12 protein-coding genes and 1 pseudogene are annotated in these 14,403 nt (G+C 72.8%); 10 read left to right on the top strand and 3 right to left on the bottom strand.

Translation table 11 applies throughout. The features are described from left to right. Window positions 1-54: 54 nt before the first annotated feature. Complete coding sequence (locus tag Prum_RS26175; protein ID WP_173078899.1) at window positions 55-1,029, bottom strand: alpha/beta hydrolase; 975 nt, start codon at window positions 1,027-1,029, stop codon at window positions 55-57. Between the two features lie 180 nt (window positions 1,030-1,209). Between Prum_RS26175 and Prum_RS26180 the strand changes: the two genes are divergently transcribed. The 6 genes and pseudogenes from Prum_RS26180 (at window position 1,210) to Prum_RS26205 (ending at window position 8,118) form a co-directional block, all read left to right on the top strand. Continuing rightward, the gene (locus Prum_RS26180; protein WP_173078900.1) at window positions 1,210-1,986 is read left to right on the top strand and encodes a single-stranded DNA-binding protein; all 777 of its coding nucleotides are present in this window, start codon (window positions 1,210-1,212) and stop codon (window positions 1,984-1,986) included. 97 nt (window positions 1,987-2,083) lie between these two features. Continuing rightward, window positions 2,084-3,022 (top strand): cobalamin biosynthesis protein, encoded by a 939-nt coding sequence (locus Prum_RS26185; RefSeq protein ID WP_173078901.1) that lies wholly within the window; start codon window positions 2,084-2,086, stop codon window positions 3,020-3,022. Continuing rightward, window positions 3,019-4,547: pseudogene (locus Prum_RS26190) on the top strand (cobyric acid synthase). Before Prum_RS26185 ends, Prum_RS26190 begins: the two are co-directional and overlap by 4 nt. A gap of 421 nt (window positions 4,548-4,968) precedes the next feature. Further along, the gene (locus tag Prum_RS26195) at window positions 4,969-5,457 is read left to right on the top strand and encodes a uridine kinase family protein (RefSeq protein ID WP_371871263.1); all 489 of its coding nucleotides are present in this window, start codon (window positions 4,969-4,971) and stop codon (window positions 5,455-5,457) included. Between the two features lie 116 nt (window positions 5,458-5,573). Next, a complete protein-coding gene (locus tag Prum_RS26200) occupies window positions 5,574-6,749 on the top strand; it encodes a M48 family metallopeptidase (RefSeq protein WP_173078903.1) in 1,176 nt (391 codons plus the stop codon). Window positions 6,750-6,765: 16 nt separating this feature from the next. Continuing rightward, a complete protein-coding gene (locus Prum_RS26205) occupies window positions 6,766-8,118 on the top strand; it encodes a dipeptidase (protein WP_371871388.1) in 1,353 nt (450 codons plus the stop codon). On the opposite strand, the gene Prum_RS26210 is transcribed toward Prum_RS26205, so the two are convergent. After that, on the bottom strand, window positions 8,074-9,045 hold the full coding sequence (locus tag Prum_RS26210) for a helix-turn-helix transcriptional regulator (RefSeq protein WP_173078905.1): 972 nt from the start codon (window positions 9,043-9,045) through the stop codon (window positions 8,074-8,076). The two genes, Prum_RS26205 and Prum_RS26210, sit on opposite strands and share 45 nt — an antisense overlap. A gap of 63 nt (window positions 9,046-9,108) precedes the next feature. Between Prum_RS26210 and Prum_RS26215 the strand changes: the two genes are divergently transcribed. Genes Prum_RS26215 through Prum_RS26225 form a run of 3 tightly spaced genes read left to right on the top strand, consistent with a single transcriptional unit; the run spans window position 9,109 to window position 11,911 of the window. Next, window positions 9,109-10,203, top strand: coding sequence for an epoxide hydrolase family protein (locus tag Prum_RS26215; protein WP_173078906.1), 1,095 nt, complete (start codon window positions 9,109-9,111; stop codon window positions 10,201-10,203). Further along, window positions 10,200-11,267: a winged helix DNA-binding domain-containing protein gene (locus tag Prum_RS26220; RefSeq protein ID WP_246278104.1), complete on the top strand. Its 1,068-nt coding sequence runs from the start codon at window positions 10,200-10,202 to the stop codon at window positions 11,265-11,267. Before Prum_RS26215 ends, Prum_RS26220 begins: the two co-directional genes overlap by 4 nt. Further along, window positions 11,264-11,911, top strand: a complete 648-nt coding sequence (locus Prum_RS26225) for an NAD-dependent epimerase/dehydratase family protein (RefSeq protein WP_173078907.1) — start codon at window positions 11,264-11,266, stop codon at window positions 11,909-11,911. The genes Prum_RS26220 and Prum_RS26225 overlap by 4 nt, the downstream gene beginning before the upstream one ends. A gap of 196 nt (window positions 11,912-12,107) precedes the next feature. On the opposite strand, the gene Prum_RS26230 is transcribed toward Prum_RS26225, so the two are convergent. Beyond that, window positions 12,108-12,578, bottom strand: a complete 471-nt coding sequence (locus tag Prum_RS26230) for an RrF2 family transcriptional regulator (protein WP_173084165.1) — start codon at window positions 12,576-12,578, stop codon at window positions 12,108-12,110. 243 nt (window positions 12,579-12,821) lie between these two features. On the opposite strand from Prum_RS26230, the gene Prum_RS26235 reads away from it, so the two are divergent. Then, a complete protein-coding gene (locus tag Prum_RS26235) occupies window positions 12,822-14,399 on the top strand; it encodes an ATP-dependent DNA ligase (protein ID WP_173078908.1) in 1,578 nt (525 codons plus the stop codon). The last annotated feature ends 4 nt before the right edge of the window (window positions 14,400-14,403 follow it).

Here is a 14,403-nt window from a genome sequence, read left to right on the forward strand (position 1 = left end):
CCATGCGTCAGCATGACGAGCACCGGCTTAACGACCGATGTCGGTGTCGGTCTGTCAGGCGGTTGCTTCGTCGGCCGGCAGGGGCCGGCCGACGTACGCGCCCATCCATCGGTCCAGCTCACGGAAGACTTGATCGCGTACGGCCGGGCCGGACAGGGTCAGGTCGTGCTTCCCGCCGTCGAACCGGACGACCGTCACATGTCTGCCGAGGCGGGGCGCCCATCGGACGATGTGCTCGACGTCGAGGACGGCGTCCGCGAGGGCGGCGGAGTCGTCCCAGCGGGAGCCACGGAAGCTGCGCTCGGAGCAGGCCAGCAGGATCGGGCCGGGAATCGCGAGCCCGGCCCGCAGCCGCAGGTGCGCCCGCCGGATCGCGTCCAGCCAGCCGGCGCGTACCGGGAATCCGAGCAGGGGCTTCCAGGTCAGGTCGTACGCCCATTCGCCGCGCTGCTCGACGTGCAGGCTCTGGCCGTACACCTGGGAGAGGCCGAGCGGGACGATCCGGTACGGCGCGCCGCGGCCGACCCGGGCGACGGCGGCCGCGACCGGGCGGCGGACGAACCAGGGCGCGTTGAAGTCGAAGAACGGGCTGTTGAGGAAGAGGCCGTCCACGATGCCGTCGGCGCGCCGGTCGTGGGCCCACAGCGAGGTGATCAGGCCGCCGGTGGAGTGGCCGTTGACCAGCAGCGTGTCGTGGCCGTCCTCGGCGCGGATGATCCGGGCCGCCGCGTCGAGCTCCGGGTAGTAGTCGGTGAGGTTGTGGCAGAAGTTGGGCGTCTGGTGCGGCAGCAGGCTGCGGCCGTACTTGCGCAGGTCGAGCGCGTAGAAGTCCCAGCCGCGGTCGGTGTAGAACTCGGCGAGGTGGGTCTGGAAGAAGTAGTCCACGAAGCCGTGCACATAGAGCACAGCGCGCCCGGTGGGCTGCTGCGCACGCCGGCTGACGAGGGTGGCCACCACGGGGCCCTCGTCGTCGCGCCCCAGGTCGATGACCTGGCTCTGGTAGGGCGCTCCCAACACGTCCGGTTCCACGCTTGCACGGTACCGGCTGGTAGCCCATAGCACATCAGAGCTTGATCAGGGCGTTTTCCACAGGCGCCCCAGTTATCCACAGCCGGGGGTGCGTGGGGTGGCGCGGCTGCCTTCCTGGGTTCACGCTGTGGCCCGAGTCGACTCGCACCGCAAGCCCTTCGAGCCCCTGTGGGAGACGCGATGTTCGATACCTACGTCACAATTGTCGGAAATGTGATGACCGCCCCGGACTGGCGGCGCACGACCCAGACCAACTCGCTGGTCGCCAAGTTCAAGGTCGCCTCGACCGCGCGCCGCCTCGACCGGGAGACCGGCCGCTGGATCGACGGCAACAGCCTGCGGGTACGGGTGACGTGCTGGCGCAAGCTCGCCGAGGGCGTGTCCGCCAGCGTCATGGTCGGCGACCCGATCATCGTGGTCGGCCGGCTCTACACGCGGGACTGGACCGACGGCGAGGGCAACCACCGCACGCTGTACGAGATGGAGGCGGTCGCGGTCGGCCACGACCTGGCCCGCGGCCGGGGCCGGTTCGCCCGCAACCGCGCGGTGATGGCCACCAGCGCGGTGGAGGACGCCGAGGCCGACACCCGGGTGCGCGGCGAGGCCACCGAGGCGGTGCCGGCGGACGAGGCGCCCACCCACTTCGGCGACCACACGCTCGACGATCCGGACTTCAGCGACGCGCCGATCTCGCCCGCACCCGGGTACGACGCGTTGGCCGAGATGCGGGGCGGTGGCGGCTTCGGCGAGGACACATCCGAGGACACGTCTTCGGATGTGTCCGAGGACGCGGACGACGACCTGGACCCGGACGACCCCGGATCCCCCGGGAGCGGCGAGCTGGACGCGCTCCCCGGTGACGGCGCGGAGCCCGACCCGGTGGTGCTCGACCCGGCCGCCTCGGCCGAAACCGGGCGGGCCCGGCGCGGCCGCGGCCGTACGCCGGTGCCGGCGTAAGCGCAGGCGGGGTGGTCGGTGCCGTCCGGTCGGCCATCCCGCCCCCGCTAGGCTGCCCGTCGGGGGTGATCGCCATGCGGGCGCGGAGCGGGGCGCGATGAGCCTGCCCAACGCCGTGGGCCTGCTCGCCGGGTACGCCGTGGACGCGCTGGTGGGCGATCCGCGCCGGTACCACCCGGTGGCCGGCTTCGGCCAGGCGGCCGCCGCCCTCGAACGCCGGCTCTACCGGCCCGGGCGTACGGCCGGGGCGGCGTTCACCGCGCTCGCCGTGGGTGCGCCGGTGGCCGCCGCCGTCGCCGCGACCGTGGCCACCCGGCGGCGCCCGCTGGCCCGCGCGGTCCTGGTGGCCGCCGGCACGTGGGCGGTGCTCGGTGCCCGTACGCTCCGCAGCGAGGCGGGCATCATGGCCGGCGCCCTGGAACGGGCCGACCTGCCCGCCGCACGCGCCCGGCTGAGCCATCTGTGCGGCCGCGATCCGTCCAGTCTGGATGAGCCGGAGCTGGCCCGCGCCACCGTCGAGTCGGTAGCCGAAAACACCTCGGACGCCGTCGTGGCGCCGCTCTTCTGGGGCGCGGTCGCGGGGCTGCCGGGGCTGGTCGGCTACCGGGCGGCCAACACGCTGGACGCGATGGTGGGCCACCGCTCGGCGCGGTACGCCCGGTTCGGCACGGCGGCGGCCCGGCTGGACGACGGGCTCAACCTCGTACCGTCCCGGCTGACGGCGGCGCTGACGGTCGCCGCCGCCCCGCTCGTCGCCGGCGACCCGGCGAACGCCTGGCGCATCTGGCGGCGGGACGGGGCCGACCACCCGAGCCCCAACGCGGGCCAGTGCGAGTCCGCGATGGCGGGCGCGCTGGGCGTACGCCTCGGCGGCCGCAACGTCTACTTCGGACGGTCCGAGACCCGCCCGTTCCTCGGCGACGGACCACGTCCGGTGGCGCTGGACATCCGCCGCGCGGCCCGGCTCTCCGGCGCCGTCGGGCTCGCCGCGGTGGCCCTCGCGGGCGTGGTGGCGGCCGTGCGGGGCGCTAAATGAGGGGACTCCTCGTCGCCGGGACCACATCCGACGCGGGTAAGTCCGTGGTCACCGCAGGGGTGTGCCGGTGGCTTCGGCGGCAGGGCGTGAAGGTCGCCCCGTTCAAGGCACAGAACATGTCCAACAACTCGGCGGTGGTCGCCGGCGGGGTGAGATCGGGCGGGCGCAGGCGATGCAGGCGGCGGCGAGCGGCGTCGCGCCGGACGTCCGCTTCAACCCGGTGCTGCTCAAGCCGGGCAGCGACCGGTCGAGCCAGGTCGTCCTGCTGGGCGAGGCGGTCGACACGGTCACCGCGGCGAACTACCGGTCGCTGCGCCACCGCCTCGCCACCACCGTGTTCGACACGCTGGCCGAGCTGCGCGCCGAGTACGACGTGGTGGTCTGCGAGGGCGCCGGCAGCCCCGCCGAGATCAACCTGCGGGACGGCGACTTCGTCAACATGGGGCTGGCCCGGCACGCCGGCCTGCCCGCCATCGTCGTCGGCGACATCGACCGGGGCGGGGTGTTCGCCGCGCTGTTCGGGACCGTGGCGCTGCTGTCGCCCGAAGACCAGGCGCTGGTGGCCGGCTTCGTCGTGAACAAGTTCCGCGGCGACCCCGGCCTCCTCCGCCCGGGGCTCGACATGATCACCGCCGTGACCGGGCGGGCGGTGCTCGGCGTACTGCCCTGGCACCTGGACCTGTGGCTCGACGCCGAGGACTCGCTCGCGTACGGGCGGGTGCTCGGCCGGCCGGCGCCACCGCGAGGCACGCAGTGGCTACGGGTCGCCGTCGTACGGCTGCCCCGGATCTCCAACGCCACCGACGCGGAAGCGCTCGCCACCGAGCCCGGCGTGCGGGTGCGGCTCACGATCGAGCCGGCCGAGCTGGCCGACGCCGACCTCGTCGTACTGCCCGGGTCCAAGTCCACCGTGGACGATCTGGCATGGCTGCGCGACACCGGCCTCGCCGACGCGGTGACCGCCCACGCCGCGTCCGGCCGGCCCGTCCTGGGCATCTGCGGCGGGTTCCAGATGCTCGGCACGCTGATCCACGACGAGGTGGAGAGCCGGCGCGGCACCGTGCCGGGGCTCGGCCTGCTGCCGGTCGAGGTCACGTTCGGCCCGCGCAAGACCCTGGCGCAGTCGGTGGGCACGGCGTTCGGGTCGGTCCCGGTGCACGGCTACGAGATCCATCACGGGTACGTCTCCCGCGCCGACCCGTCGCTCGCCCCGCTGATCCAGTACACGGACGGCCGCGCCGAGGGAGCCGCCCAAGGCAACGTCTTCGGCACACACTGGCACGGCGCCTTCGAGTCCGACGAGTTCCGCCGGCGGTTCCTCGCCGAGGCGGCGCGGCTCGCCGGGCGGCACGGCTTTCTGGTCGCGCCGGACACCGCGTTCGCCGCGGTCCGCGAACGCACCCTCGACCTGCTCGGCGACCTGGTCGAGGAGCACCTCGACACGGATGCCCTGTGGCGCCTGGTCGAGGCGGGCCCACCGCCCGGCCTGCCCTTCATCCCGCCGGGAGCACCCGCGCCCGCCTAACCGCGCCTGACGCGTTCGAGTGCGCTGCCCGGGCGCCGTGCCGCCCCGCCCTCGCCGCGCCCCGTCTCGTTGCGCTGCGTCGATCAAGGACTTCCGCGTCGATCAAGGGCGAACGGTCGTGGTTTGGAGATCAAAGTACGGCCGTATGCCCTTGATCGACGCGGAAGTCCTTGATCGACGCGGAGGGCGGCGGGGTGCGCGCGGCGGCGGGGTGCGCGCGGCGGCGGGGTGCGCGCGGCGGCGGGGTGCGCGCGGCGGCGGGGTGCGCGCGGCGGCGGGGTGCGCGCGGCGGCGGGGTGAGCGCGGCAGCGGGGAGCGACGGTGGGAGCGGGGTGAGGGGTAGAGGGGAGGATGAGGGGTGTATGGGGAGATTGCGGGGGAGGTTTGGCGGCGGGCGGCGCGGTTGGGAGGGACGCGGTTGGTGGCCGTCGACGGGCCTAGCGGGGCGGGGAAGACGCGGTTCGCGGGGCGCTTGGCCACCGCGCTCGGCCCCGCCGTCCCGGTCGTGCACACCGATGACCTGCTCGACGGGTGGGGCGACCAGGTGACGTTCTGGCCCCGGCTGGAGGAGTGGGTGCTGGCGCCGCTGCGCGCGGGCCGGCCGGGGCGCTACCGGACGTACGACTGGGAAGCGGGGTGCTTTGGTCCGGAGTGGACGGTGGTCGAGCCGGCCCCCGTGGTGATCCTCGAAGGCGTCACGTCCGCCCGCGCGAGGATCAGGCCGGAGCTGACCCTGTCGGTGTTCGTCACCGCCCCGCTCGCGACGAGGGTGCGCCGGGCGCAGGAGAGAGACGGCGGGACGCTCTCGGCGTACCTCGAAGAATGGCGGCGGGGCGAGGACGCGCACTTTGCCGCGGACGCCACGGCCCACCACGCCGATCTGGTGGTGGACACCACCCCCCATCCCTAGGGTCTGCCACGTCGTGGCAGACCCTAGGGGGGATATCCGGGGTATGGCCCATAGACGCCGGGCATCGGCTCAGGCACCATCGGCATGAGCGACATCACACACCCGGGGGAGCGGCCATGACGTCAAGCGATGAAGGCGGTACTGCGACACCTGCGACGCCGCCGGCGCGGCGCCGGGTGGTGCTTACCGGGATCAGCTCGCGGGCCTGGGAGCACCCGGCCGACCGCGGCGCGCTGACCGCGCTGCGTGAGCTGCGTGGCTTCGACGACGTGGTCAAGGCGTTCTTCGGGATGTGGAACGAGCGGGGCTTCCGGCTGGCGTATCTCGCGTCGGCGATCCGCGTCGACCACCGGCAGTACCCGCGCGTCTACCAGCTGTACGCGGAGGCGGCGACCTCGCTCGATGTGCCGGAGCTGCCGGAGCTGTACGTCAAGCAGGACCCGTTCCTCAATGGGCAGGCGATCGGCCTCGACAAGCCGTTCATCGTCCTTCCGACGGCGAGCGTGCAGCAGCTCGACGACGACGAGCTGCGGGCGCTGCTCGGGCACGAGCTGGGCCACGTGCGCAGCGGGCACGCCGTCTACAAGACCATCCTGATCATCCTGACCCGGTGGGCGGCCAGCCTGAGCTGGCTCCCGGTCGGCGCGCTCGCCCTGCGCGCGATCATCGGGGCGATGATGGAGTGGTGGCGCAAGGCCGAGCTGTCCGCCGACCGGGCGGGCCTGCTGGCGGGCCAGGACCCGGCCGCCTCGCTGCGGCTGCTGATGAAGATGGCCGGCGGCGGCGACCTCTCCCAGGTCGATACCGCGGCGTTCCTGGAGCAGGCGGCGGAGTACGACGGGGGCGGCGACCTGCGGGACAGCCTCCACAAGCTCCGGATGACCCTGTGGTCCACCCACCCCGTGCCGGTGGCGCGCGCGGCCGCCCTGCGGCATTGGATCGACTCGGGCGACTACGCGCGGATCCTGGAGGGCGACTACCCGCGTCGCGAGGACGACAGCACCGCCTCCGTGACGACCGAGGTCAAGGCCGCGGCGGAGTCCTACCGGGAGGCGTTCGGGCGTACGCAGGACCCGCTGGTCGGGCTGCTGCGCCGGCTCGGCGACGGGGCCAGCGAGATGGGCGAGTGGGCCGGCGGGGCGGCCGGAAAGGCTCGGGCGTGGTTCGGCGCCGCGGGCGAGGCGGCCGGCCGGGCCGCGCGCGGTGAGCGGCGCACGACGCCACCGCCGCCGAGCAACGGCAATGGCAACGGCGACAGCGACGGCGACGGTCAGGACTCGACCGAGACGTAGTATTCGGCTCATGACCTTGAGCGAGCCTGAGCTGCGCGCGGCGATCACGCGCGAGTTGCCCGGAGTGCGTGCCGATCTCGAACGCCTGGTCCGCATCCCGGGCATCGCGTTCGACGGTTTCGACCACTCGCCCGTCGAGCGGTCAGCCGAGGCGGTCGCCGAGTTGCTGCGCGGTTGCGGGCTCGAGGTGCGGATCGTGCGCTCCGGCGGCCAGCCCGCGGTGATCGGCAAGCGTCCGGCGCCGCCCGGTGCGCCCACCGTCCTGCTCTACGCCCACCACGACGTCCAGCCGGTGGGCGATCTCTCGCTCTGGGAGAGTGAGCCGTTCGAGCCGGTGGAGCGGGACGGGCGGCTCTACGGTCGGGGCGCCGCCGACGACAAGGCCGGGGTCATGGCGCACGTCGCGGCGCTGCGGGCGTACGGGGACGACCTCCCGGTCGGTGTGGTGGTGTTCGTGGAGGGCGAGGAGGAGTTCGGCTCGGAGTCGCTGGAGCGACTGCTCGACGAGCACCGGGACGACCTCGCCGCGGACGTGATCGTGATCGCCGACTCGGGCAACTGGGACATCGGCGTACCGGCGCTCACCACCTCGCTGCGCGGCATCGTCAACATGTTCGTCGAGGTGCGCACGGCGGAGCACGCCGTACACAGTGGAATGTTCGGCGGGGCGGTGCCGGACGCGCTGACCGTGCTGGCCAAGCTGCTCGCCACGCTGCACGACGACAACGGCGACGTGGCGGTCGACGGGCTGGTCGGCAAGGGCGGCGCGCCGGTCGACTACCCCGAAGACCGGCTCCGGGCCGAGGCCGGCTTGCTCGACGGGGTGCAGTTCGTGGGCACCGGCCGGCTCACCGAGCGGATCTGGACCAAGCCGGCGCTGGCGGTGCTGGGCATCGACGCCCCGCGTACGTCGGAGGCGCCCAACGCGATCGTGCCGAAGGCCAAGGCGAAGCTGAGCGTCCGGTTGGCGCCGGGCGACGAGCCCAAGAGCGCGTACCTGGCGGTCAAGGCCCACCTGGAGCAGTACGCGGTGTGGGGCGCCCAGGTCGAGGTGACGTTCGAGCACGACGGGGCGCCGTGCGTGATCGACGCGACGGGGCCGATGTACGACGCGGCGCGGGCGGCCTTCCGGGACGCCTGGGACGGCGTGGAAGCGGTGGAGATCGGGGTGGGTGGGTCGATCCCGTTCATCGCGACCTTCCAGGAGATGTTTCCCGGCGCGGCGATCCTGGTGACCGGCGTGGAGGACCCGAGCTCGCAGGCGCACGGGCCGAACGAGAGCCTGCACCTGGGCGAGTTCGCGCGGGTGTGCCTCGCGGAGGCGCTACTTCTCGCCAACGTCAGCGGCGCGGCCGTAGCGGCTTCCTAGCGTGCGCAGGTAGGCGACCAGTTCGGGCGGATCGGTGACCTCGAAGTCGAGGTCGAGCATGCCCAGGTACACGGCGAGAGTATTGAGGCTGTCGGCTCCTGTATCCAAAATGCAGGAGCCAATGTCGACAGCCTCGACCACGCCGACCGCTGGGTTGATCCGCTCGGTCACCACCTCCGCCGGGGCGTGCACGAGGACCCGTGCCCGCCAGCGCCACGCCGCGGCCGAGACGCCCCGGGCCACGTGCGCCGCGGCGCCGCCCTCCGGCCCCTCGCGCGGCGCGAAGCGCGGGCCGGTCGGCGTACGCGGGTCGATGCGGTCCACCCGGAACGTGCGCCAGTCCTGGCGGTCGACGTCCCACGCGACCAGGTACCAGCGGCGTCCCCAGGACACCAGCCGGTGCGGCTCCACCGCCCGGACGCTGGCCGATCCGTCGTGGCCCCGGTAGTCGAACCGCAGCCGCTCCGCGTCGCGGCACGCCGCCGCCAAGGTGGTCAGCACGCCCGGGTCGACGGTGGGGCCCGGCCGGTCCGGCGGCACCGGCACCGTGTACGCCTGTAGCGCGTTCACCCGGTGCCGTAGCCGAGCCGGGAGCACCTGTTCGAGCTTGGCGAGCGCGCGTACCGAGGTCTCCTCGATGCCGGCGACCGTGCCGCCCGCGGCGGTGCGCAACCCGATCGCCACCGCGACGGCCTCGTCGTCGTCCAGCAGCAGCGGCGGCATGGCGGCGCCGGCGCCGAGCCGGTAGCCGCCGTCCGTGCCGCGGCTGGCGTGCACCGGGTAGCCGAGGTCGCGCAGCCGGTCGACGTCGCGCCGGACGGTGCGCTCGCTCACCTCCAGCCGTTCGGCCAGGGCCGCCCCGGACCAGTCCCGCTTGGCCTGCAACAACGACAGCAGGCGAAGCAGTCTCGCGGAGGTCTCCAGCATTCTCGAAAGTCTGCCAGGGCTTTAGGACAGGACCTGACCGGAAGGGTCCGTAGCGTATCTGTCATGAGCGAAAACACCGAGATCAAGCCGTTCCGCATCGACGTACCGCAGGCGGACCTCGACGACCTCCGCGACCGCCTGGACCGGACCCGCTGGCCCGACGAGATCCCGGGCTCGGGTTGGGACTACGGCGTGCCGGTGGCGTACGTGAAGAAGCTCGCCGACTACTGGCGCTCCGGGTACGACTGGCGGGCCTGGGAGGCTCGCTTGAACGCCTTCCCGCAGTTCACTACCACGATCGACGGGCAGAACATCCACTTCCTGCATGTCCGGTCGGCGCGCGAGGACGCGCTGCCGCTGATCCTCACGCACGGCTGGCCCGGCTCCATTGTGGAGTACCTGGACGCGATCGCCCCGCTGTCCGAGGACTTCCACCTAGTGATTCCGTCGCTGCCCGGCTTCGGCTTCTCCGGCCCGACCACGGACAAGGGCTGGAACCGGTACCGCACCGCCAAGGCGTGGGCCGAGCTGATGCGGCGACTGGGCTACGACCGGTACGGCGCGGTCGGCAACGACGCCGGCTCGTTCGTCTCGCCCGAGGTGGGGCGGATCGACCCGGAGCACGTGGTCGGCGTACACGTGACGCAGGTCTTCTCGTTTCCATCCGGCGACCCGGCCGAGTTCGAGAAGCTCACCCCGGAGGAGCACAAGGGACTCGAGGTCCTGCAGTGGTTCTACGACAACAAGATGGCGTACAACGTCCTGCACTCGCAGCAGCCGCAGACCCTGTCGTACGCCATCTTCGACTCGCCCGCCGGCCTGCTGGGCTGGAACGCGCAGATCCTGGGCGAGGACCTCGACGCCGACTTCGTCCTCACCAACACGATGCTGTACTGGCTGACCGGCACGGCCACCTCGGCGACCCGCTTCTACTACGAGGACGCGCGTGCCGAGACGCCCACCGGGCCGACGACGGTGCCGCTCGGCCTGGCGATGTTCCAGGGTGACTTCGTCTCGATGCGCACCTTCGCCGAGCGCGACCACCTCGACATCCGGTCGTGGCACGCGTACGACTCGCCCGGCGGGCACTACGCGGCCCACCTGGCGACGGCGGAACTGGCCGCGGACATCCGCGACTTCTACAGTGGACTGAAGTGAGCGAGGTCTTGACGTGGCGCGCTCTCGGGCGCGCCACGCTCGCCCGCCAGCTCCTGCTGCGCCGCTCGGACATGCCGGCTCGACAGGCCATCGAGCACCTCGTCGGCATGCAGGGTCAGGCGCCGCACGCGCCGTACATCGGGCTGTGGACGCGACTGTCCACGTTCGACCCGCAGGCGCTGAGCCAGCTGCTGCTGGACCGGGCGGTGGTACGGATCGCCCTGATGCGTGGCACGGTCCATCTCGCCACCGCCGCCGACGCGCTGGCGCTGCGCCCGCTGACCCAGCCGATCTACGACCGCGACCTGCGTACCAACGTCCTGCACGGCCCGGCGCTGCGTGGCCTCGACCTGCCGGCCGTCGCCGCCGCCGGGCGCGAGCTCGTCGAGGCCCAACCCCGCACGGGTACGCAGTTGAGCGCGCTCCTCGCCGAGCGGTGGCCGGACCGGCCGGGCGCCTCGCTGGCGTACGCCCTGCGCGACCTGCTGCCCCTGGTGCAGGTGCCGCCGCGCGGGCTCTGGGGCCGCAGCGGCCAGCCGGTGCTGACCACCGCGGAGTCCTGGCTCGGGCGCCCGCTCGCCGCCATGGACCCGGGCTCGATGGTGACCCGCTACCTCGGCGCGTTCGGGCCGGCGACCGTCCAGGATGCACAGACCTGGTCGGGGCTGACCGGGCTGCGCGAGGTGGTCGAGCGGCTCCCGCTGGCCCGCTTTCGGGACGAGGCGGGCCGGGAGCTCTTCGACCTGCCGGACGCGCCCCGGCCCGACCCGGACACCCCGGCGCCGGTGCGCTTCCTGCCGGACTTCGACAACCTGTTGGTCTCGCACGACGACCGCACACGGGTCATCGCCGACGCGCATCGGGCGTACATGGCCAAGCACCGGCTGGTCCGCGCGGTTCTCGTGGACGGGATCGTGGCCGGCACCTGGACGATCGCGAAGCGGCGGCTGGAGATCCGGCCCTTCGGGGGGCTGTCCAAGCGGGACCGGTCGGCGGTCGCGCAGGAGGGCGAACGGCTGTTGGGCTTCGTCCACCCGGGAGCTGCCGGTACGGTCTTCCTGTGAGAGTCGTCCTCTTCGGCGCCACCGGGATGATCGGGCAGGGTGTGCTGCGCGAGTGCCTCCTCGCTCCCGATGTCGAGAGTGTGCTGTCGATCGGCCGGGCGCCGACCGGGCAGCGGCACGAGAAGCTCCGCGAGATCGTCCACAAGGACCTGCTGGACCTCTCCAGCATCCAGGACGACCTGGGCGACCAGGACGCGTGCTTCTTCTGCCTGGGCGTCTCGTCGACGGGGATGAGCGAGGCCGACTACCGGCGCATCACGTACGACGTGACGATGGCGGCCGGGCACGCGCTGGCGCCGGCGAACCCCGACCTGACCTTCATCTACGTGTCCGGTGCCGGCACCGGCGGCCGGGCGATGTGGGCGCAGGTCAAGGGCCAGACCGAGGACGCGCTGCTGGCCCTGTACCCGAACGCGTACATGTTCCGGCCCGGGTTCATCCGGGCGATGCACGGCGCCACCTCCCGGACCCGGCTCTACCGGGTGATGTACCGGATCGTCTCTCCGGTCGTACCACTGATCATGCGGCTCTTCCCGAAGCAGATGACGACGACCGAGCGGATCGGTCTCGCCATGCTGAACGTCGCGCGCCAGGGTGCTCCTAAGAGGATCCTGGATCCAACAGACATCAACGCGCTCGCCTAGACGATCTGTTCCAAGAGACAGATGCGAGCTGCCGCGACGTGCGTCGTGGTCTCGACCGTTGCTCCCGCGGCCTCACCCTCCGCGTCCCCCGATCAAGGGCTCGCCCGTCGATCAAGGGCATATGTTCGTGGTTCGATCTCCCTTCCACGACCATTCGTCCTTGATCGACGCAGAAAGCCTTGATCGAACAGATCGTCTATGGCACCAGCGCGTCGCGGGTGCGCTCCGGCGTACCGGGGAAGCGTGCCTCGACGGTGGCCCTGATGTCCGCGATGGTCCGCGCCGCCAGCTCCCGCCGCCAGGCCAGGTCCGCGCTGCGCATGGCCTGGGACAGCACGCAGGTCTCCCGGTAGTCCACGGTGGGGTCGCCGCCGGGGCCGTCCTTGAGGATCTCGGTGCAGCGGAACGCCTCGTCCGCGCCCTCGATGGCGATGACCACGTCGAGCAGGGTGATCGCGTCGAGTGCCCGGGCCAGCCGGAAGCCGCCCTTCGGGCCGGAGGTGGAGGAGAGGATGCCGGCCCGGGCCAGCGCCTGGAGCTGCTTGTTGAGGTAGGCGGTGGGCAGGTTGTAGAAGGCGGCCAGCTTCGCTGCGGTCACGGCCCGGTCGGGCTCGACCCACGACAGGTTGAGGCAGCTGTGCAGCGCCCACTCCACGCCCTCGTTCATCCTCACGATCCTGGACGATACTTATCCAGAACGCGGAGCGTCATCAGCTTTCCGGCGGACACCGCGTGTTCGATCAAGGACTTTCGCGTCGATCAAGGGCAAAAGGTCGTGGATCGGAGATCAAAGCACGGCCATATGCCCTTGATCGACGCGGAAAGGGGGCGCGCCGGGGGCGCGGAGCGGGGGCGCGGGCGCGGAAGGCGCGCGGGGGAAAGCGTCGTACCCGCGGGGGAGGATGGCGGGGTGCGATTCGTGGATGTCGCGGCCGTGTCGGCCGCGGTCGCGGCCACCGCCAGCCGGAAGGCGAAGGTGGAGTTGCTCGCCGACGCCCTCCGGCGGCTGGAGCCGGACGAGATCCTGGCCGGGTCGGCCTACCTGGCCGGTGAGCTGCGGCAGCGGCAGACCGGGGTGGGCTGGGCGACGCTGCGCGACGCGCCGCCCCCGGCCGCCGAGCCGACGCTGACCGTGGCGGGCGTCGACCGGGCCATCGAGGAGATCTCCCGGGTCGGCGGCGCCGGTTCCCAGGCCCGCCGGCGCGACCTGGTCGGCGCGCTCTTCGGCGCCGCCACCATGGACGAGCAGCGCATCCTCGTCGCGCTCTTCGGCGGCGAGCTGCGCCAGGGTGCGCAGGCCGGGCTGCTGGTCGACGCGATCGCGCGGGCCGGCGAGGTGCCTGTCACGCTCGTGCGGCGGGCGCTGCTGCTCGCCGGCGACCTGAAGTCCGTGGCGGAGGCCGCCCTGACCGGGGGCGCGGCGGCGCTGGGCGAGTTCACGCTGCGGGTCGGGCGGCCGCTGGCGCCGATGCTGGCGCAGAGTGCCGCCAGCGTCGACGACGCGCTGGCCGCGACCGGGGTGCCGGCCGTGGTCGACGTCAAGCTCGACGGCATCCGCATCCAGGTGCACCGGTCGGGCGACGAGGTGGCCGTGTTCACCCGCAGCCTCGACGACATCACCGCGCGGCTGCCCGAGGTGGTGGCCGCCGTGCGGGGGCTGCCGTCCCGCGAGATCGTGCTCGACGGCGAGGCCATGGCGCTGGACGCGTCGGGCCGGCCGCGACCGTTTCAGGAGACGGCCAGCCGGGCGGCCACCCGCGGCGCCCCGGTGACCGTGCTCTCGCCGTACTTCTTCGATGTGCTGCACCTCGACGGCGCGGATCTGCTGGACGCGCCCGGCCGGGAGCGCTGGGCCGCGCTGGCTGGGGCGGTGCCGGCGCCGTTGCTGGTCGGCCGCACCACGGTGACGACGCCGGCGCAGGCGGCGGAGGCGTTCGCCGCCGCGCTGGCCGCGGGCCAGGAGGGCGTGGTGGTGAAGTCCCCGGACGCCGCGTACGACGTGGGCCGGCGCGGCGCGGCCTGGGTCAAGGTCAAGCCGCGGCACACGCTCGACCTGGTGGTGCTGGCCGTCGAGTGGGGACACGGCCGGCGCAAGGGCTGGCTGTCCAACCTGCACCTGGGCGCCCGCGACCCGGAGACCGGCGGGTTCGTGATGCTGGGCAAGACGTTCAAGGGGCTCACCGACGAGCTGCTGCGCTGGCAGACCGAACGCTTCCTGGAGCTGGCAATCGGTTCTCCGGGCGCTGGTCCTGGCGTCGCGGGTACGCGACGCGAGGACCAGCGCCAGCATGATGCCAAGGGCGACTGGGTGGTCCACGTACGACCGGAGCAGGTGGTCGAGGTCGCGTTCGACGGGGTGCAGGCGAGCCCGCGCTACCCGGGCGGGGTGGCGCTGCGGTTCGCGCGGGTGCTGCGTTACCGCGACGACAAGACGGCCGCCGAGGCCGACACGATCGACGCTGTGCGGGCCCTCCATAACAGAACGTGAAAGT

The organism is Phytohabitans rumicis (genome assembly GCF_011764445.1).
GTDB classification, from domain to species: domain Bacteria; phylum Actinomycetota; class Actinomycetes; order Mycobacteriales; family Micromonosporaceae; genus Phytohabitans; species Phytohabitans rumicis.